Origin of the sequence: Paenibacillus xylanilyticus, assembly GCF_009664365.1 — a bacterium.
Lineage (GTDB): Bacteria > Bacillota > Bacilli > Paenibacillales > Paenibacillaceae > Paenibacillus > Paenibacillus xylanilyticus_A.
This window is the reverse complement of the sequence record NZ_CP044310.1, coordinates 5,876,875-5,896,725: the sequence shown is the minus strand read 5'-3', so window position 1 is coordinate 5,896,725 and position 19,851 is coordinate 5,876,875. Positions and strand designations below refer to the sequence as shown.

Annotated in this window: 15 protein-coding genes; all 15 read left to right on the top strand. The window is 46.4% G+C overall.

Annotation, left to right across the window (positions count from 1 at the left end; genetic code table 11):
* Positions 1–56: 56 nt before the first annotated feature.
* The 15 genes from spoIID (at position 57) to F4V51_RS26275 (ending at position 19,682) form a co-directional block, all read left to right on the top strand.
* Positions 57–1,403: a stage II sporulation protein D gene (gene spoIID / locus F4V51_RS26345; protein ID WP_153980161.1), complete on the top strand. Its 1,347-nt coding sequence runs from the start codon at positions 57–59 to the stop codon at positions 1,401–1,403.
* Positions 1,404–2,200: 797 nt separating this feature from the next.
* Positions 2,201–2,935, top strand: coding sequence for a M23 family metallopeptidase (locus F4V51_RS26340; protein WP_153980160.1), 735 nt, complete (start codon positions 2,201–2,203; stop codon positions 2,933–2,935).
* A 170-nt stretch (positions 2,936–3,105) separates the two neighbouring features.
* Positions 3,106–3,393, top strand: a complete 288-nt coding sequence (spoIIID, locus tag F4V51_RS26335; RefSeq protein ID WP_024632710.1) for a sporulation transcriptional regulator SpoIIID — start codon at positions 3,106–3,108, stop codon at positions 3,391–3,393.
* Positions 3,394–3,611: 218 nt separating this feature from the next.
* Complete coding sequence (locus tag F4V51_RS26330) at positions 3,612–4,610, top strand: rod shape-determining protein (protein ID WP_095291319.1); 999 nt, start codon at positions 3,612–3,614, stop codon at positions 4,608–4,610.
* A gap of 102 nt (positions 4,611–4,712) precedes the next feature.
* On the top strand, positions 4,713–5,597 hold the full coding sequence (locus F4V51_RS26325; protein WP_153980159.1) for a flagellar hook-basal body protein: 885 nt from the start codon (positions 4,713–4,715) through the stop codon (positions 5,595–5,597).
* Between the two features lie 30 nt (positions 5,598–5,627).
* Positions 5,628–6,467 (top strand): flagellar hook-basal body protein, encoded by an 840-nt coding sequence (locus F4V51_RS26320; protein ID WP_153980158.1) that lies wholly within the window; start codon positions 5,628–5,630, stop codon positions 6,465–6,467.
* 11 nt (positions 6,468–6,478) lie between these two features.
* On the top strand, positions 6,479–6,706 hold the full coding sequence (locus tag F4V51_RS26315) for a DNA-directed RNA polymerase subunit beta (protein WP_153980157.1): 228 nt from the start codon (positions 6,479–6,481) through the stop codon (positions 6,704–6,706).
* A gap of 444 nt (positions 6,707–7,150) precedes the next feature.
* The gene (gene fabZ / locus F4V51_RS26310) at positions 7,151–7,582 is read left to right on the top strand and encodes a 3-hydroxyacyl-ACP dehydratase FabZ (protein WP_095291326.1); all 432 of its coding nucleotides are present in this window, start codon (positions 7,151–7,153) and stop codon (positions 7,580–7,582) included.
* 113 nt (positions 7,583–7,695) lie between these two features.
* Positions 7,696–9,417 (top strand): phospho-sugar mutase, encoded by a 1,722-nt coding sequence (locus F4V51_RS26305; RefSeq protein WP_153980156.1) that lies wholly within the window; start codon positions 7,696–7,698, stop codon positions 9,415–9,417.
* Positions 9,418–9,642: 225 nt separating this feature from the next.
* The gene (locus tag F4V51_RS26300; RefSeq protein ID WP_153980155.1) at positions 9,643–11,664 is read left to right on the top strand and encodes a DUF5693 family protein; all 2,022 of its coding nucleotides are present in this window, start codon (positions 9,643–9,645) and stop codon (positions 11,662–11,664) included.
* On the top strand, positions 11,640–12,809 hold the full coding sequence (gene csaB / locus F4V51_RS26295) for a polysaccharide pyruvyl transferase CsaB (RefSeq protein ID WP_153980154.1): 1,170 nt from the start codon (positions 11,640–11,642) through the stop codon (positions 12,807–12,809). Before F4V51_RS26300 ends, csaB begins: the two co-directional genes overlap by 25 nt.
* Before the next feature lie 7 nt (positions 12,810–12,816).
* Positions 12,817–13,575, top strand: coding sequence for a WecB/TagA/CpsF family glycosyltransferase (locus tag F4V51_RS26290; RefSeq protein ID WP_095359951.1), 759 nt, complete (start codon positions 12,817–12,819; stop codon positions 13,573–13,575).
* A gap of 379 nt (positions 13,576–13,954) precedes the next feature.
* Positions 13,955–15,082 (top strand): glycosyltransferase family 4 protein, encoded by a 1,128-nt coding sequence (locus tag F4V51_RS26285; protein ID WP_153980153.1) that lies wholly within the window; start codon positions 13,955–13,957, stop codon positions 15,080–15,082.
* Between the two features lie 161 nt (positions 15,083–15,243).
* Positions 15,244–19,137, top strand: coding sequence for an S-layer homology domain-containing protein (locus F4V51_RS26280; RefSeq protein ID WP_162009998.1), 3,894 nt, complete (start codon positions 15,244–15,246; stop codon positions 19,135–19,137).
* Positions 19,138–19,340: 203 nt separating this feature from the next.
* On the top strand, positions 19,341–19,682 hold the full coding sequence (locus F4V51_RS26275) for a hypothetical protein (protein WP_110758623.1): 342 nt from the start codon (positions 19,341–19,343) through the stop codon (positions 19,680–19,682).
* Positions 19,683–19,851 lie beyond the last annotated feature (169 nt).

Genomic DNA, 19,851 nt, shown 5'->3' with positions numbered 1-19,851 from the left:
ATTTGAACAAAAGGACCGGTCTATGACGGCCTATGTACAACGGAGGGTATGTCGAAATGAAAGAAGCTCGTATACAGGTTAAGGTGCCCCTTGTCCCCCGTCCAATGATGGAGGAGTCCAAGCAGACTTCGGATGCCGGAATGGAGAAAGACAAGCTCGCAGCGATGAATACCAGAAGTTCAGCTGCAGAGGCCAAAAGAACAATCAATCCAAACCCAACAGGAGCATCAGACCCGTCTGAGCGTGAGTCAAGGGGAATCCGCGGACCGGTCATAGAACTGGATCAGTTCCGCCCAATAAAGAGACGCCGGATGAGGACATTCGGAAGAGGACGCAGGTGGTCAAGTGCATCCAGGCGCTGGCAACCAGCTGCTGCTGTTTCAGGACTCCTGGCGCTGGCACTCCTAATCCCTGCTATATTAGTGTGGCCCCGGACAAGTGATCCGGTGAAACCAATCCCTGTTGCACCATCAACAGGCAGTATAACGAACACCGTTCCTGCCCCAGCTGTGCCAGTGACATACCCAGAACCCAATGTAAGAGTGTATCTGTCGGCAACGGGAACAACAATCAATCTTCCGCTTGAGGAGTACGTGACGGGTGTTGTTGCTGCGGAGATGCCTGCGGAGTTCAGGCTTGAGGCACTGAAGGCACAGGCCATTGCCGCGCGGACCTTTATCGTCAGAAGGCTGGCAGCACACGATACCAGCGGTGTACCTTCAGGCGATGCAGATGTAACGGATACGGTCAGTCATCAGGTGTTTATTCCGCCGGATCAGGTGGAGAAGGAGTGGACACGGTTGGGGAAAGCGGAAGAATGGCAGAAGTTACAACAGGCCATCCGCGAAAGCCGGGACGCCGTGATGACATATCAGGGTAAGGCGATTACAGCGTCCTTTTTTTCTACAAGTAACGGTTATACGGAGAACGCGGAGGATGTATGGGGAAATGTCGTACCCTATTTGAAAAGTGTTGCAAGTCCATGGGACCAGAAATTAGCTCCGGGATTCAAGGAGACCGTCACAATGAAACGCAGCGAAATTCTCCAGAAGCTGAATTTGAGTGCCAGTGCTATCCCGGTCACTGCCCAGGAAGGTGGCTCATGGATAGAAGTGCTGTCTACAACAGAAGGTCACCGGATTAAGGAGATGCAGATCGCAGGTTCAACGTTCAGTGGACCAGAGGTGCGCAAGCTGCTTGGATTGAGATCCAGTCAATTCAGCTGGACGACAGAGGGTGACGAAGTGCAGATTACGACCTATGGATACGGACATGGCGTGGGAATGAGCCAGTGGGGAGCGAATGGCATGGCGCAGGAGGGACACACCGCGACACAGATTCTGAAACACTACTATACAGGTATCTCCTTCGGACAGGCATCGAAGATGCTTGCCTCAAAATAAGAGACAACAAGACGGCTGAATAAATGCGAATCAATCTGAATTCATCGGGATATATCCGGATATAGCAGATGAATGCGCGTTAATCCAAATTAATCCGAATCAATTGAATGAATACAAGAGTACGCAGATGAGCAGTTAGGGTTGTGCCTCCTTTTATACACCATTGACTCTAACGAACCCTGAGATACCTTATGGGGCCATATCGTTCGATTGGAAACTTTAACGAATCTCAGACACGTTATATCAAAACATATAAGCAATTAAACCGATAAACTTTGCCCAAAAGAGTAATTAGAGTTTCAACGATTCGTTAGAATTCCCAACCTGTGAATTTCTCTCTAATAAGACCACTCAGGTTCGTTAGAGCCTAGAGCACAATAAATTGGTTTATCTAATTACTTCCTATATCGTGTCGCATCGCTTTCATCCGATAAATTCACTTCATAAAAGGATTGGCCAACACAGCCAATCCGGGCTTCTCTACCAACCACCCATTCTGGAGCTTTTAAGACTTGGCTATATATGCGGAAAGTGAGAGCGTATGGAGAGCGTAGGGGACAGAAAAGACCAGTAGAAGCGAAGCGTCCGCCTTTACTCCTGGATTTCACCTTTGAAGAAGGTGATAGAAGAAATCCGGGAGTAACAGCCGGTCGAAAGGTTTTCTGGCCCCGAAGCGGCGCATGCACTAACCACTCATCCACATATATAGCACTCTCTGAAACCTCCGTGAAAAAAATTAGAGTCGCGCGTGTATAAAAGAGTTGCACCCGGTAACACTTGTTACTGAGGTGATCAAGATGAATGAACAAAACAAAAAAACAGTCCAAGAAGAAACTCCTAAAACAACTCAAGGAGTACCGGCCAGCCAGCCCTCTTCATGGAAAAGAGCAATGTCCAAACGTTGGGTCTTCCCGGCAGCCTACATCGCAGCAGCAGGCATTATACTAACATTAGTGTGGGTCTATCAGGGTACAGGCGAGAAAACGCTGAACTCCGATCCTGCTAGTGGAGTAGTAGAAACAGGAGCATCGGGTACAGAAGAAACAGCAGTTGGTGGAGAAGAAAGTGTGGAAGTTGTCGCTCAGTCGGAAAGTTTTGCATGGCCAGTAGCAAGTCCGTCGGAAGTCTCTGTGGTTAAACCGTTCTATGAGAACGAAGGCTCTACCGAAGAACATGAAGCCGCAATGGTGCAGTACAACGATACGTTTATTCCAAACACAGGCGTAGACCTGGCGCGTGGGGATAACAAATCATTTGAAGTAAAAGCAGCACTCGGAGGTAAAGTGACACGGGTGGAGCAAAATCCGCTGACGGGTCAAGTTGTGGAAATCACGCACAGTGATAACCTCAAAACCGTATACCAAAGCCTGTCTGACGTCAAAGTGAAACAGGATGATGAAGTGAAACAGGGAGATGCAATTGCATCCGCTGGCGTAAATGAACTCGAAAAAACGCTCGGAAACCACCTGCACTTCGAAGTATACGAGGAAGGTCAACCCGTTAACCCGCAAGGATATCTTCCGGAAAAATAAATGATTTTTAACGCAGAATGAAAAGGGCAGAGGGAAATCTCCTCTGCTTTTTTTGTGCTTTTCAGAAATTATTGGGACCTCCGAAGCTTGTCACACCTCTAAACCGCGAATATATAGGCATGCTCCTCATATAATGTACCAAACTATCCACACAGTAGGGAGGCGGGAGCGTGCACGATTACATTAAGGAACGGACCATAAAAATAGGTCGCTGCATTGTCGAGACGAGGAATACGGTCCGTACCATTGCCAAAGAATTCGGCGTGTCAAAGAGTACGGTGCATAAGGACCTGACGGAGCGTCTGCCGGAAATCAACCCTGATCTTGCTGACCAGGTGAAACATATCCTGGAGTACCACAAGTCCATCCGCCACTTGCGGGGCGGCGAAGCGACGAAAATCAAATACAAAAAAACAAGTGGCAAAAAGCGTGAAGTTCTGGCTTCCGCTAAATCGTAACCATCGCGAAAAGACGTAGGCCAAAAAGCTCACACATGGATTGAATCCCTCCCCTGAAGTATGATATGTTAAAAGCTGGTACAGGATCGAATTATGACATCTTATCAGCCCGATTTTTACATATATATGTTGCACTTTGTCGAACGAGCGGTGACGTGATAAGGGACTCTTTTTCACAGGATACGCTGACCAAATAATATCACTTTGGGGGCTCTTTTATGTTAAGCAAGGATATCGGTATTGATCTTGGCACGGCGAACGTGCTTATTCACGTGAAAGGAAGTGGGGTCGTCCTCGATGAACCTTCCGTCGTGACCATTGAAAGCGATACGAAGCGGGTCCTTGCTGTTGGGGAAGAAGCGCGTCGTATGGTGGGGCGTACTCCGGGTAACATTGTTGCCATCCGACCGCTGCGTGACGGCGTTATTGCGGACTTCGAAATTACGGAAGCGATGCTCAGACATTTTATTAATCGTGTGGGGGCGAGAAGCTGGTACAGCCACCCGCGTATTCTGATCTGTGCACCGACGAATATTACTTCCGTGGAGCAGAAGGCGATCCGTGAGGCTGCGGAGCGCAGCGGTGCCAAAGAAGTATTTCTGGAAGAAGAGCCAAAAGCGGCAGCCATTGGTGCAGGAATGGATATTTTTCAGCCGAGCGGCAATATGGTCGTGGATATCGGCGGCGGAACGACTGACGTTGCAGTCCTGTCTATGGGCGACGTAGTCACCGCCTCTTCTATTAAAGTCGCAGGGGACAAGTTCGACGAAGCGATTATCAAGTTTATCAAAGCCAAGTACAAACTCATGATCGGTGAACGCACGGCCGAGGATCTGAAGATTGCGATTGGTTCCGTAAACCCGGCTGGACGTCAAACCGAGATGGACATTCGTGGACGGGATATGGTATCCGGTTTGCCTGTTACGGTAACGGTGTCGGGAAGTGAAGTACAGGAAGCGCTATGGGATTCCGTGCAATCCATTATCGTTGCAGCAAAATCGGTATTGGAGCGGACGCCACCAGAGCTGTCGGCGGATATTATTGACCGGGGTGTCGTGCTGACAGGCGGAGGCGCTTTGCTTAATGGGCTGGACGAGCTTTTGTCCAATGAACTGCATGTACCGGTATGGGTTGCAGAGGATCCGATGCATTGTGTCGTAAAAGGGACCGGCATTATGCTCAATAATTTGGATCAAGTGGTTAAGAAAAAGTTCTGATCTGCCGATATAATTATCAAAGGTTCGCCTATGCTCGGCAATAGAACGGACAAGCATTGATCCTGCAGTGCAGGACAAGCGCTTGAGGAGAGGGGTTTATTCATGCTAAGAGGTTTGTACACCGCTACCGCGGGAATGATTACGCAGCAACGCCGCCATGACACAGCGACTCAAAATATTGTTAATGCCAACACGACGGGATATAAACAGGTGAACAGCGTAAGCCGTTCATTCCCCGAAATGCTCATTACGTTGGTCGGTGGAGATGCCAATGTTCCGACGAAGCGGCTGGGCAGGCTGAACACAGGGGTGTTCGCGGAAGAGAGCTTGTCCATGAATTTGCAGGGGGCGATTATGGAGAGTGGTCAAAAGAGTGATTTTGCCATCTCGTCCAATCTGTCCGTTAATGATCCGCAGACGGGACAACCTGTCGCTTTTGACGGTTCAGGCAAATTTGTACGAGCTGATGGCACGGTGATCTACCAGCCTCAAGCGTATTTTACGGTGCGGGATGCGGAAGGTAATACAAGATATACACGTGATGGTCACTTCCAGGTTACCGGAACGGGAGAACTATTAAGCTCAACGGGAGCGCAGGTTTTGGATAATAATGGACAGCCCGTTGTGTTGACAGGCTCAGTGGACCAATTTAAAGTGGATGAGCAAGGCCGTCTTGTGGATGCGGTCACGGGTGCACCAACGGGGGTTACGCTTGGAATCAGCGTCATTGATCAGCCTAACCAACTGGTTCGTGAGGGTGACGGTAATTTTAGTCTGTATGACCAGGAAGGTGCTACAGCGCGAATGATGGCTGCGGGAGATAATGTGCAGATCCGTCAGGGCTACCTGGAAGGATCGAATGTGGATGCTTCTCAAGCTACGGTGGATATGAATGCCGCTTATCGTGCGTATGAAGCGAATCAGAAGGTTGTGCAGTTCTATGATCGAAGTTTGGACAAAGCTGTCAATGATGTAGGTCGTGTATAACGCGCGGCAATAGAGAGGATGAATTACTAAATGAATAATTCCATGATTAGTGCGAAGGTCTCGATGACCGCGATACAGCAACGTCTGGATGTCATTTCCGATAATATTGCCAACGTGAATACGGCAGGCTATAAAAGCAAGCAGGCGGCGTTCGAGGATGTACTGACCCGGGTGCAGCAGCAACCGGACAAGTATAAGCTCGATGGACGTTCCACCCCAATGGGATATAATCTGGGATTTGGTGCCCGTTTGACGAGCGTGACGAAGGATATGTCTCAGGGGACGCTGAATGAGACAGGCAATCCAACGGATTTGGCTATTGAAGGCAACGCGATGTTTGCCGTTGAAGCGAATGGTCAGAAAATGTGGACACGTCAGGGAGCATTCCATTTTGTCCCTGATCCAACACCTAACCCGAACCCCAATGCACCTCAGATGATGGTGTTGGTTAATGGGGAAGGCTATTTCGCGCTGGATCGTCAAGGTAACCGAATCACGGCTCCGAACAATAGTAAAGTGGCCTTCGATGAGAAAGGTAATCTGTTGATTCGTCGCGGCAATGAAGCCAATGCAACGATTGGAGCCCAGCTGCAGCTTGTAGACATCGAACGTCCGGAAGGACTTGTGCAATACGCAGATAATCTGTTTGGTCTGGATGCCGGATTGACCGAGGATGATGTGTTTGGCGCTAATGCGGCTACACGTGATTCCGTAGCTACAATTCGTGCGGGCTTTCTGGAGCAATCCAACGTGGATCTGACACAGGAGATGGCACTATTGATGCAAGGACAGCGGACCTATCAGCTGGCAGCACGTGCACTGACATCAAGTGATTCGATGGCAGGTCTTGCCAACACTATAAGAGCATAAAGGTGAATGCGATGACAGATACACAGAAGCAGAACAGCAAGCCGGAGGAGAAGGAAGTCAAGAAGAAGAATAAGAGTGGATGGCGCGTCGCCAGATGGTTCCTGATCCCGGTCTTGCTTGTTCTTGCCCTCGCTGGCGGCATGGTCGCTGGTTATGTGGTACTGGGCAAACAGGATATTGGCTCCGTGTTCCAGTGGAGTACCTGGAAACATGTATATGATCTGGTGTTCGCTTCATGATCGTGAAATAGCGAAAACTCCTGCGCAGGCAGGAGTTTTCTTTTTCGCGTTGAAAACAGTATAATGATGGATGACGTTTGACGTCAAAAGAGGCCTCCCCTGCGAAAGACGATTGTCATCGCGAAGAGAGACCCCTTATCTCAACCTTCACTACTGCAGTCATGAAGGATATTAGTAGTGTTAACCGAAAATGCGTTTTTCATACCAAATAAAAAATAACCCATTTATATGAATTGATATTTTAAACTTTACACGTCAACGGAGAGGGCAGAATAAACCTGAAGAAGCGTAGCGTTCGCCTTTATCACCGGATTTCCCCCTTGAATAAGGGGATCAAAGAAATCCGGGGATAACAGCGATCGGAAGGTTGTTCTGCCAGCGTAGTGAATAGTGTAAATTTTAACGGTTTAATTCATATAAATGACTCTGGAAGGAGATTACACTGTGCTCGATAGCAAACAGATTCAAGCCATTATCCCGCACCGTCCCCCGTTTCTGCTGGTGGATAAGATTGTAGAAATGGAGGATGGCAAACGCGCTGTTGGTCTGAAAAATGTAACGATCAACGAACCGTTCTTCATCGGTCATTTCCCGGAATATCCGGTAATGCCAGGGGTGTTGATCACCGAAGCGCTGGCTCAAGTAGGCGCAGCGGCGATTCTTAACGTGGAGAGCAATAAAGGCAAAATTGGCTTTTTGGCGGGACTGGATAATTTCCGATTCCGTGGACAAGTTGTGCCCGGAGATACGTTGATGCTGGAAGTGGAAATTACACGTCTGAAGGGTTCGATCGGTAAAGGCAAAGCGACAGCCCGTGTCGAAGACAAAGTCGTCGCTGAAGGCGAGATCATGTTTGCACTGTCTGACCCAAGCTGATTACAACCATGAGCATTTGCATCAGTCGGAGTGTGTATATTTTTGATTGATGCAAGATGCTGAATTAGCTCAGCAAACCATTGAATTTATATAGACGGAAGGGGTTTATAGGAATGGAACAGTTAAGCGGAACAGCAGCACAGACGTTACAGCAGTGGTTGGAGGATGCTTCGATTGATGAAGCGACGAAACAGGAGCTTCGTGATTTGCAGGATCAGCCGAAAGAGCTGGAGGATCGTTTCTATCGAAATCTGGAGTTTGGTACAGGTGGATTGCGCGGGGTCATTGGCGCCGGAAGCAACCGGATGAACAAGTACACCGTTGGTCGGGCGACTCAAGGTTTTGCACGTTATCTGCTCGAGCAGCATGGGGACAAGGAAGGCAGACCTTCTGTGGTCATCGCCCATGACTCCCGTCACTATTCGCCTGAATTCACACTGGATGCTGCGTTGGTTCTTGCCGGAAACGGTATTGTGGCCAAGCTGTTCACATCCCTGCGCCCTACACCGCAGCTGTCCTTCAGTGTGCGTCACTTGCAAGCAACGGGCGGTATTGTGGTAACAGCAAGTCATAACCCACCGGAGTATAACGGATACAAAGTGTACAACCACGAAGGTGGCCAACTTGTACCGCACGAAGCAGAGAAAGTCATCCAATACATTCAGGAAGTGCCTTCCCTTGCCGATGTGAAAAAGCTGACCCAAGAAGAAGCTGAAGCGCAAGGCTTGCTGGTATGGCTGGGTGAAGAGGAAGATCAGGCATTTGTCGATACGGTTGCCAGCGTAAGTCTGAGTCGTGATCTGATTCAATCAGGCGTAGGCCGTGACTTCAAAATCGTCTTTACGCCACTGCACGGCACAGGAAACATTCCGGTTCGTCGTGTGTTGGAACAGATCGGTTTTGAGCAGGTACATGTTGTAGCAGAACAGGAACAGCCGGATGCTGAATTCTCCACCGTGAAGTCTCCTAACCCGGAAGAACGTGAAGCATTCACACTTGCCATGAAACTGGGTGAATCCGTAGGGGCTGACATTCTGATTGGTACCGATCCGGACGCAGACCGCATGGGTGCAGTTGTAAAAGACAATGATGGCAAGTATTTCGTGCTGTCTGGTAACCAATCCGGTGCGATCTTGGTGCACTATGTGCTGAGCCGTCTGCAAGAGACAGGCAAGCTGCCAAGCAACAGCGCAGTGGTCAAAACGATTGTAACGAGCGAGATGGGCGCGGTCATTGCAGAGCATTACGGTGCAGAAGTGATGAACACCCTGACAGGCTTCAAATATATCGGTGAAAAAATGAACCAGTTCGAGGCAACTGGCAGCCATACCTTCTTGTTTGGATATGAAGAGAGTTATGGCTACCTTGCAGGCAGCTATGCCCGTGACAAAGATGCCATCCTGGCTTCGATGCTCATTGCAGAAGCTGCTGCATATTACAAAAACCAAGGTAAAACGCTGTACGATGTCCTGCAGGAGCTCTATCGCCAGTTCGGGTATTTCCTCGAGAAGCTGGAGTCCCGTACGTTGAAAGGCAAGGATGGTGTAGCTCAAATCCAGGCGAAAATGACGGATTGGCGTTCCAATCCGCCACAGGAAGTAGCGGGTATCGCGATGCAAGATGTGCTTGATTACTCTCTTGGTCTGGATGGCTTGCCAAAAGAAAACGTCCTGAAGTTCATTTTGGCAGATGGATCATGGTTCTGCCTGCGTCCTTCCGGTACAGAACCTAAGATTAAAGTGTACTTCGCTGTACGTGGTGAGAGCCTGGAAGATGCGGAAGGTCGCATTGAACGTTTGGCTTCCGCGGTAATGTCGCGAGTAGACGCACAATAAGTACGATTATTGTACGAAGCACGAATGGTTAAAAGCCTCTCCGCACCGTAAGGTTGGTTGGCGGAGGGGCTTTTCTTTTAGGTGTAATTTTTGTAGAGGTTGAAACAGATTGATCGGATATTCGGAGGCTTGTTGACACAAGCTGTGTATATACCCGTTAATTATTTGAATGAATTACTTGAGCTGAACGTGGATTTGGTTCCAACACTTGAGGAGGTACATGTAGTGCGTCAAAAATGGCTTTATTGGAATACCGCTTCCCGGAAGTGGCTGTGGCTTGTTGTCATTATAGGACTGATCGCTTCCATCCCTGTTATTAGTGATCGGGTACAGACAGAATCGTCTGCCAAAAAGGTCGAGCTTGTATTCAATTATAGAGGTCTGTTGGATATATCGGCTTATCAAGCCCATCCTCAGGATTTTATGAATGAGCAATTGACTCGTTTGAAAGATGCTGGCGTCACAACGATGGCTGTATTCGAAAGTACGCTGGATGAGCTTAGAAAGTCACGGAAACTTACCGTATATAACGGGCAGGATGTTGCGAACCTGACGCAGAACGTGGTTTCTCCTAACGAGAACTTCACGTATGTGTTGTTCACATCCGAAGAAAATGCTCAAACGTATACACCCATCATTGAACAAACGTTCGCGGATCGTCAGATTCCGGTGGTACCATGGAAATTTGAAGGTCGAAGCGGCTTGATTTTGCAGACTCCTCCGGAGAATGCCAACATGCAGCCGATGCAGCCGGATCCGGTTGCCATCCAAATGCTGCGTGATAAAGGGTTTTACATTTTGCCAAGGATCGCAGATAGCGTGCCTTACAGCCAGGAATCCATGGAGCGCCTGCTGACCTTCTTCGAAGAGAATGGCGTGAAACGCATCCTGTTTGATGGTGATGCAGTGAAAGGGTACAATGATAATGCGGAGATGAAGAGTCTCGATCAATTCGCACAATTGTTGAACAAACACGACATTGGACTTGCAGCCATTGAAAACTTGAAGAAACCTCAATCCGGATTTGAAACACTTGCTTACAAAACGGATTACAACGTTGCTCGTTTGTATTCGTTAAGTGAGGGAGATGCCAATCTGGATGTAGATGTTATTGCGGACCGTTTTGTGCTCGCCACCAAGGACCGTAACATCCGCATGATCTATTTAAATGCAGGGCCTAGTCGGAATACGGCCAAAGCCATGATTACCGATCCGATTGAGAATCTGATTAACAGTCTGGGTGAGCCAGGACATGCGATTGAACGCATGGAGAAGCGCGGATTCGAGCTTGGACAGGCTGAGGCATTTACAGTAAAAGAATCTTCAATTCAGCGTTATGCCAAGCTGGTTGCGCTAGTTGGTGCAATTGCCATGATTACCTTGATGGTGTCATACTTCGTACCACTGTTGACCTTACTTGTGTTTGTGTTAGGTTTGGTTGGAAGTGCGGGCTTGTTCCTTCTGAAACCGACTTTGCTTGAGCAGGGGATTGCCTTGCTCGTTGCGATCTCCGCACCAACCATCGCGATGGTGCTTGCGGTGAGAACCGTGAATTATCAGCAGCAGCGTCAACCAAATGCATCTGCGGGTCGTCGATTGGCACAAACGTTGATCTTATATGTAAGAACGTCCATTCTGTCGTTCCTTGCCGTGCCGTTTATGATCGCATTGCTCAACAGCATTACGTATAGTCTGGTCATTAACCAGTTCAGGGGCGTTAGCCTGCTGCACTTTGCTCCAATGGGACTGGTAGCTATTTATATCTTGTTTTATCGTGGATCGGGTACGATTTCCATTAAGCAGCTCAAAGGAATTCTGCGTACACCGGTTAATGTACTGATGGTTGTTCTGGCGATTGTTGCAGCCGCAGCTGGATATTATTATTTAACACGTACAGGGAACTCGGGTTCAGTAACCCCATTTGAGATGTTCCTGCGTACAACGCTGGAAGATACATTTGGCGTACGACCAAGGTTTAAAGAATTTGTGCTGGGACACCCGCTGTTTATCGTAGGCGTGTTCGCCGCTTTAAAATATCGTCAAGTCATCTTTGTACTCATTATTGCAGCGATTGGACAGTTGTCCATGGTGGATACGTTCGCGCATATCCATACACCGGCTGTATTATCTCTCATTCGCGGAGTAATGGGACTGGGAATCGGCTTAATCTTCGGTATCATTGCTGTGGGTGTGTGGCAAGTAGCGGAAGGATGTTGGAAAAAATGGTCACCACTTCTCAAAAGTTAGTCATCTCAGGATATTACGGATTCCGCAATAGCGGAGACGAAGCGGTACTTAAGTCGATTCTGACTGCACTGGAAGAGGAGAGTCACAGATCTGGCGTCAACATTGAGCCGATCGTGCTCTCCATCGATCCGGAGTCAACGACCTCCATGTATGGGGTTCGTTCGGTTCACCGTATGAAATTGAAGGAAGTTCGCGAAGCAATCAAGGAAAGTGACGGATTGATCAGTGGCGGCGGAAGCTTGCTGCAGGATGCAACCGGACTGAAATCCATTCCCTACTATTTGGGTGTAATCAAGCTGGCCCAGTGGCTGAAAAAACCTACGTTTATTTATGCTCAGGGAATTGGACCCGTTAATCGTAAATTCTTTAATCCAATGATCCGATCCGTATTCAAGGGTTGTAAGTATATATCGGTGAGGGATGAACAATCCGCTGATTATCTGCGCGGTCTTGGACTGCAGTGGAATCAGATTCATGTTGTGCCTGACCCGGTTATGGGATTGCCTTTGCCTGAAGGTAGCAGGGAAAAGGATGTTACGACGGGGAATGTGCCGGATCAATCGAGCGATGGTTCATCTACGGGGCAAACGAAACTTCCGGTCATCGGTGTATCCGTGCGTTTCTGGGAATCCGATCGGAAGGAACTGACGGCGATTGCCTCAGGACTGAAGAAGCTATGTGCCAAAAAAGCAGTTCATCTGCGTTTTATGCCATTTCATTTGCCAAAAGACGAACAGGCCTCCCGTTTTATTATGGAGATGCTCGGAGACGTCACTAGTAAAGGCAGCGAGGTCAGCATAACTCCGAATCTGACTGATCCACAGCTCATGCTGGAGGAAGTCAGCAAGTGTGATGTTGTCATTGGTATGCGTCTGCACAGTTTGATCTATGCCGCATCGCAGTATGTGCCACCTGTGGCCATCTCATACGATCCCAAGATCGATCAGTTTATGCTCCGTCTGGATGGTGAGCCTGTAGGAAGCACGACTGCACTCGATGGGGACAAACTGGCGAAGAGCGTAGCCTCTCTTCTGGATCAACGCTCACAGTGGTTGAAGGAAAACGAAGATCGCATTACTGAACTGAAGCAGGAGGCCAGAGTGCCTGCACAGCAAATTCTTAACTATTTAGGCCGCAAAGGGTGAGATAAAGATGAATCAGACCGGACCAATACCTACCGTTTCAATCTATGGCATTCCTTTTTCCAAACTGACGATGAAAGAAACGGTGGAGACTCTCCGGGAAGCCGTGTTGTCCAAGAAGCCGCATCAGGTCATTACAGCGAACCCGATCATGGTGATGGCAGCACTGGAGAATCCGTCCATGATGCAAGTGATGCAGTCTGCCGAGTTGATTGTACCGGATGGTACAGGCGTCGTGTGGGCTGCCAATTATTGTGGGGATCCTGTGGCAGAGCGAGTACCCGGATTTGAGCTTTTACATGAATTGCTGCGGGTTGGAGAAAACTATCGTTGGGGCGTGTATTTGCTCGGTTCCACCCCTGAGGTGATTCAAGAAACGGCAGTTCGGTTACAACAGCAATATCCGGCGATCCGTATTGTAGGCTATCGCGACGGTTATTTTGGTCCGGCTGAGGACGAAGAGGTGGTTGCTTCCATTCGCGAAGCTGCACCTGATCTGCTGTTTGTCGCACGCGGCGCAGATACGCAGGAGCCCTGGATTCACAAGTATAAGGAGGCGCTTCAGGTTCCCGTAACCATGGGCGTTGGCGGCAGTTTTGATGTCATTTCCGGCAAAAGTAAACGTGCCCCAAAACTGTTCCAGAAGCTAAGACTGGAGTGGTTTTACCGACTGCTTCGCGAACCAAGTCGTGCAGGCCGCATGCTTGCGCTTCCAAAATTCGCGATTAAAGTGATCCAGGACAAAGAAAACGTGACTAAAGCCCGTTAAATACAGGCTATTACGAGAAAAATGCACGTTTTTGCTAAAAATTGAGGTTGGCGTTTCGCGTGTGATCAGCGTATAATTCATTCCGGATTACATGTGTGTTCGCAAACAATGAATTAAACCGTTACACTTGGCACTACGATTGCAAGGCAACCTTCCGATTGCTGTTATCCCCAGATTTCTTTTATTCCCTTTAGATAGGGAGAAATCCGGTGATAAAGGCAAACGTTACACTTCTCCAGGTTTTCCTTGCACTCTTCGTTATCGTGTAACCAATAGTTTATTCATTAAATATGGCTAACAATATTTCTTTATATATATAAAAGAGATCAGGGGATTTATAATTTCGTATGGGTATTATAATTGGGGGTCGAATGTTCAAATGGTAGCGATCTTTATCATTGGATTTATCGTGTCGATGGGACTGGCTCTTGCCCTGACACCGCTTGTCAAAAAGTTCGCGGTTAGAATAGGTGCAATGGACACACCGAATGCTCGTAAAGTGCACACTCGGATTATGCCACGTCTCGGTGGTTTGGGAATCTTTCTTGCTTTTATAATTACAGTAGCTGCACTTCTTCCATTTGTATCTGCATGGTTTACAACAAGAGATATGAGCTTTGTCAGTGCCTTTCTGATTGGTGGATCCATTATCGTTCTGATCGGAGCACTGGATGACCGTTTCGAACTGTCAGCCAAAGTAAAACTGCTCGGGCAGCTCATTGCTGCAGCAGTTGTAGTATTCGGATTTAACATCCGAGTGGATTTTGTGAACATTCCTTTTCAGGATTCGTACTCTTCACTTGAAGCTTGGGTATCCATTCCACTGACGATTCTGTGGATTGTTGGTGTAACGAATGCGATTAACCTTATTGATGGTCTGGATGGTCTTGCTGCCGGTGTATCCGGTATTGCGATTGGTACCATTGCTGTCATGTCCTTTCTGATGGGCAATATGATGATTGCCTTGATGTGTCTTGTATTGCTGGGCAGTATTGTCGGTTTCCTGTTCTTCAACTTCCACCCGGCCAAGATCTTCATGGGAGATACGGGATCACTATTCCTTGGTTTCTCTTTGGCGATGCTATCCATGCTTGGGTTTAAACAAATTGCAGTCGTATCCTTTATCACACCGTTGATCATTATCGGTGTACCACTCTCGGATACCTTCTTCGCGATCATCCGTCGTGCGGTACAACGGAAACCGATTTTCTCACCGGACAAAGGTCACCTGCATCACTGCCTGCGTGAACTTGGATTCAGCCACCGCCAGACGGTGCTGATCATCTACGGTATTGCCGCATTCTTCGGTGTACTGGCGATCATTCAATCGTCGGCAGCCATGTTCGAAGCCAACTGGGTAACATTTGTCGTGATCTGTATCATGATGTTCTTCCTCCAGGTTGGTGCAGAAGTGATTGGACTTGTAAGTAAAACCAGAAGACCGGTTATTAATTTCCTGATGCGCATGCGTGTCAAAATTAATCCGGAGACTCGCTCGAAATCCTAAAGATAAACGCTCGGTTACTGCAATTCTTGAATATTATCCAAGCCCCAAACCTTATCCGTTATGGATAAGGTTTTTTGTTTATATTGTTTTTTTACTAAATAATTGGAACCTAGGCACCGATATAAGAGGTAACTGACTTAAAAAGAGGAGAGATGGAATTCATGACTCAAAAGAAAAGGCCTTTAATATGGCTGATGCTGGCCACAATGATCTTTTCGCTATTTCCGCCTGGCTTGTTTGGTACTAACGTTGCGTCAGCTGCATCACAAGCTCCTGCAACTTACTTTATCCCAGACTTGAACAGTATCAGCAAAACATCTTTGCTGACGACTGAACCTACTTCAGCAAATGCCACGCAAATTGCTCGTGATAATGTTTATATGACCACAAGCCCTAACCTGACGATTACAGGAACATACTCCTATGTTTCCAAAGATACAATGCGAGTTAAGGTTGAGCAATTGAACTCTGTTACTGTCGGGAGTACAGTGAGATGGGTAACGGATGATACTCATTTTACTTCTGGAGCTGTAACAGCAGATACAAATGCAAGTAACAAGTTTACTGCGAGTAACCTTAATCTTTTTTCCGGATTCAATAAAATTACCTTTTACGGTAATCAAGGGAATGTAGAGAGATCGGATACGTTCTATGTACTCTATGACAAAGTTCCTTTTGTAGAGGATTTGAAAGTCTTTTCGGGTAACAATTCGTTTAACCTAAACGAAGGAGCACAAGTTGTAGTAAACACTCAAGCAGTTGCTGTTCAAGGTAAAGCACAAAATGCTACCAAAGTTACAGTGTCTGTGAATGGTGGATCAGCACTTCTTTCCTCTTTACTAGAAGATGGAACGTTCTTTACACCACAGATGAATCTTTCTTCCGGGTTAAATAACCTTAAATTTTCGATCACAAATGCATCGGATACGATTAATATTGAGCGTTCAGTGTACTATTTTGACAGACAACAACCTTTTTCTAAACTGGAAGTAGTTAGTGATACAGAAACGAAGTCGCTTCTTGGCTCCACTCAAACTGTATCCACTCCAGGTAATCCTGCGGGCACAGCATCGTTAAATGCTGAAATTCTCTTGCCGTATGATGCAAGTAATCAAAGTTTCGCCACGACAGCGCAAATTACGATTAACAACACTCCTGTGAACTTTACAGTAATAAGTGATACCGTGGTAGCTGGTAATGATGGAATTACTCCTGCTTACCGATTGGTTGCATTTAAAACAAATAACTATACTTTACAAACAGATGCGAACGGGATCAAAAGTGATCAGGCTGCCAACCTTATCTTGAACTATGGAACGTTTAGTGCTGCCTACAATGGGGCATTTAAGTATCTTCCTGGAGATACCGTGATCACTGACATGTATTTGTTGCCTGATTTTGATGAAACACTAAGAACATTTACTTCAAAGGTTCCTTTGAATAACAGCCAAGTTGATAAGGATAGTTTTTATATCTTGGTTGCTGCCAACAAGGCGCCGACTACGGCATTGGAAGCTCATTATTTGCCACTGGGAACAAACGCGTTGTCCATCGTCAATGTGACACCTACCACGGCAATCGGTGCCAATGAAAAGGTATATCAAGTAACTAATTTTGCAAGTGGCCAACAACAGGTCCGTTTTAAGTATAACGGTGCATCATCTTCGGCGAATGCAAATATCTCGTTTGTTTCCAAAAGTTATATTTATGTATCCAATCTTTTTGATGGACAAACATACACGTTCGACTCTCGTACAACTACCAACAAACTGGACGTGAAAGGTCAATATATTGGGTTTACCGATCTGAACGATCCAATGTTTAACGCTCAAGTTTTCGTGAACGGTGTGGATCAGAAACCAGGTAGTACAGCCTGGTTTACAGATAAAACCAAGGGTACATTTGAACTTGAATTTGATATCAAAAAAGAAGGTCCTTTAGTATTTGGTGAAAACACGATCGTTTTGACCGGTACAGATAAAGATGCGAATGGCGGTACGAAGGAAATTCGCAAGGAATTGCGTATTTACATTCTAGACACTAACGTTTCCAACATTGATCGCTTTATGCCTACGCTTATTCCAACTAATCAGCGTCAAGCATTTAGTGAAAAGGAAGTAAAAAATTATACGGCAGATCAAATGTCCAGAATTTTCTCCGTGACACCTGATTTTGCTTTCCAAACGGACAAATATGTAACAAGTGAAGAAGAGTATGATTTGGTATTCAAAGGTGGCGGTGCTCAAATCGTTAATCTGTACTTTGGTTCCAAGGTTGTTTTGACATATAACCCTCCAGCCAAAGGAAGTGAGACGAACGGTACAGCAAGTGATCCTCAAAGCGGCTACAAATATGATTTTGCAGGTAATGAAGATGAATTTATGATTCGGGTGCAGGATCTGAAATTTGATGCACCAGGAAGTCATGTATATACTCTTGAACTTATCAACAGTACAGGTGCAAGAACCACACAGCGTCTTGAAGTTGTACGTGAGCCATCATCTTATCGAATTCTGGCACCTCAGCCAACTGTAGGTGACAAAATCGTAGTGAACAAAAACTTTGTTCGTTTCGATATTGAAGCTGAAGGGGCAACCCAAGTCATCATTGATAAGAAACAAGCTGTCAAACGTACAGATTTGAAAGACCGTTTTGTATATGATTATGTCGGGTTGAAACCGAACAAAACAAATGCAATCAAAATTCAGGTTGTCCGTGAAGGAAACACTATTAATGATACAATTAATGTGTTTTATACGGGAACAGTCGAAGTGGACAGCCAGTACATGGCGGAAGAGGCATCTAACAAGTATAGCGTGTTCAATAAAAAGCTTGAATTGAGCTTCCCAAAAGGAACTATCCTGCAGTCTTCATCACAAGTAGGAAGCGGTGTTGTTAAATTCTATCCGGATAACAAGCTATTGTTCGGTATTGCTGATCCCAAAGATGGAGTTGTAGAAAGAAGAAACGATTACGGAAATATTATTAACGTAAACCCAGACTCCCGCAGCGAGGGAGGATTAAGTACAATCATCATTCCAGACACACTGGTGCTTTATTTTAACTCAACATTAAACACAAGTAACTTCACATCAGTCTCGGACATCTACTGGATTAACGGTGGTGTTGGTGAACTGGGAGATCAAGGGTCTACAGGTTATAAGCCAGGCACGAATGGTCTCGCACCATATTCCATTGAGGGCAACTTTACTCAGTTCCAGGCTGAACGCAAACTGGTACCTTCCCAGCGTGGTACATTGAAATTGAACTATGATCCTAACATCGTTGATGAAGTGGGCTCAACCATTACTGTTTTCCGTTATACGGATAAAGGTGTATGGCAGAACATTGGTGGAGAAGTAGATACGAAGAAACACACGATTAGTGTTCCATTTGATGAGTTCGGATACTATAAGGTCATGAAACAGAGCAAGGGATATTCGGATGTGACGAATCACCCATGGGGTAGAAATCTGCTTAATGCGTTGTATTCCAAAGGTGTAATGAACAACATTAGATTTAATGAATTTGGTGCAGATGATCAAACCACACGTGGAGAGTTTGCCACACTACTTGTCAAAGGATTAAGCTTGCCACTGAACTATGACGATAAGCAAACATTCTATGACATTGTACCAGGAGCTCAATCATCAACATGGGATTATGCTTCCATTGAGACTGCTGCGCGTGCGGGTATCATTCAGGGTCTTAGTGATGGATTCTTTGGTGCAGACCAAAGAGTAACACGTGAGCAGGCTGCAGTTATGATCGCACGTGCAATGAGTTTGAAGCTTTCTGCGAACAATGCTAAGTTATCCACAAGTTTGGGTAAATCATTTATGGATTCGGCAGCTATGGATTTCTATGCACGTCCAGCGATTGAGGCTGTAAGCAAAGCCAAGATCATGGAAGGAAGCCCGGTAACCGTGGCAGGTGCTAAAAAGCCTTTAGTTCAGTTTAATCCTAAAGGGAATTTGACACGGGCAGAAGCAGCAAAAATTGCGGTGGAACTGCTCAAAAAGAGCACAAAATTATTCCCTAAAAACTTGAGTTAGTTTGAACTGAACAGCTCATGTGATGGGTAGACCTGCCCCTGAATACCAGGGGCAGGTCTTTTTATGACTGAAAATGCAATGGCAAAAGAACACTTTTATAATAGAAGAAAGATGTTTTTTACCAATAACTATTTTTGTAATTTGCTAGAGTTTAAGATACAATAACGGTAAATACACAATGATCTAGAGGGTGAAGTTAGCTAATGAAACCGATTTATTCGAAGGCCCAGCTGGGCTATATGAAGGCAAAGACTCAGTTCGAAAAGCAGGCAGTCATTCTGGAGAAGAAGTTGGAAGATACACGCAAGACTCAAGAGATCTCTCAGGAAGTGATGGAAGGGCTTGTACAGACAACTGGCTTCCATGATGCATATAACCAATTGGTACTCGCTGAGAATGATTTGATTGAATGGTCTCACACCACTATGAAGCATGAGAAGACATACCGGGAGAACCGTTTGGCCATCGACGATATGTATCTGAAATTGAACAGTGATCCAAAAATGCGTGCTCAGATTATCGATCTTGCCATGAAAATTCGTTAAGGTATAGAACGAGGAATTACTTAAGGCATCCCTGTAGGGGTGCTTTTTATTTTTTTTACATATCATACAAATTGTCGCTTCATGGAGGAAAATTAAGGGTATAAATAAACGTCTTCATCAAAATAAACACAGAGTATAAGCATAACCGCAGTTGATTTGATCAAGATTA

What these genes read in the sequence shown, in the direction of transcription:
- F4V51_RS26290 (WP_095359951.1), top strand. Translation starts at nt 12,817, where the DNA reads ATGAATCAGACCGGACCAATACCTACCGTTTCAATCTATGGCATTCCT.
- F4V51_RS26280 (WP_162009998.1), top strand. Translation starts at nt 15,244, where the DNA reads ATGACTCAAAAGAAAAGGCCTTTAATATGGCTGATGCTGGCCACAATG.
- F4V51_RS26285 (WP_153980153.1), top strand. Translation starts at nt 13,955, where the DNA reads ATGGTAGCGATCTTTATCATTGGATTTATCGTGTCGATGGGACTGGCT.
- F4V51_RS26320 (WP_153980158.1), top strand. Translation starts at nt 5,628, where the DNA reads ATGAATAATTCCATGATTAGTGCGAAGGTCTCGATGACCGCGATACAG.
- F4V51_RS26315 (WP_153980157.1), top strand. Translation starts at nt 6,479, where the DNA reads ATGACAGATACACAGAAGCAGAACAGCAAGCCGGAGGAGAAGGAAGTC.
- F4V51_RS26305 (WP_153980156.1), top strand. Translation starts at nt 7,696, where the DNA reads ATGGAACAGTTAAGCGGAACAGCAGCACAGACGTTACAGCAGTGGTTG.
- F4V51_RS26340 (WP_153980160.1), top strand. Translation starts at nt 2,201, where the DNA reads ATGAATGAACAAAACAAAAAAACAGTCCAAGAAGAAACTCCTAAAACA.
- csaB (WP_153980154.1), top strand. Translation starts at nt 11,640, where the DNA reads ATGGTCACCACTTCTCAAAAGTTAGTCATCTCAGGATATTACGGATTC.
- F4V51_RS26325 (WP_153980159.1), top strand. Translation starts at nt 4,713, where the DNA reads ATGCTAAGAGGTTTGTACACCGCTACCGCGGGAATGATTACGCAGCAA.
- F4V51_RS26330 (WP_095291319.1), top strand. Translation starts at nt 3,612, where the DNA reads ATGTTAAGCAAGGATATCGGTATTGATCTTGGCACGGCGAACGTGCTT.
- spoIID (WP_153980161.1), top strand. Translation starts at nt 57, where the DNA reads ATGAAAGAAGCTCGTATACAGGTTAAGGTGCCCCTTGTCCCCCGTCCA.
- F4V51_RS26275 (WP_110758623.1), top strand. Translation starts at nt 19,341, where the DNA reads ATGAAACCGATTTATTCGAAGGCCCAGCTGGGCTATATGAAGGCAAAG.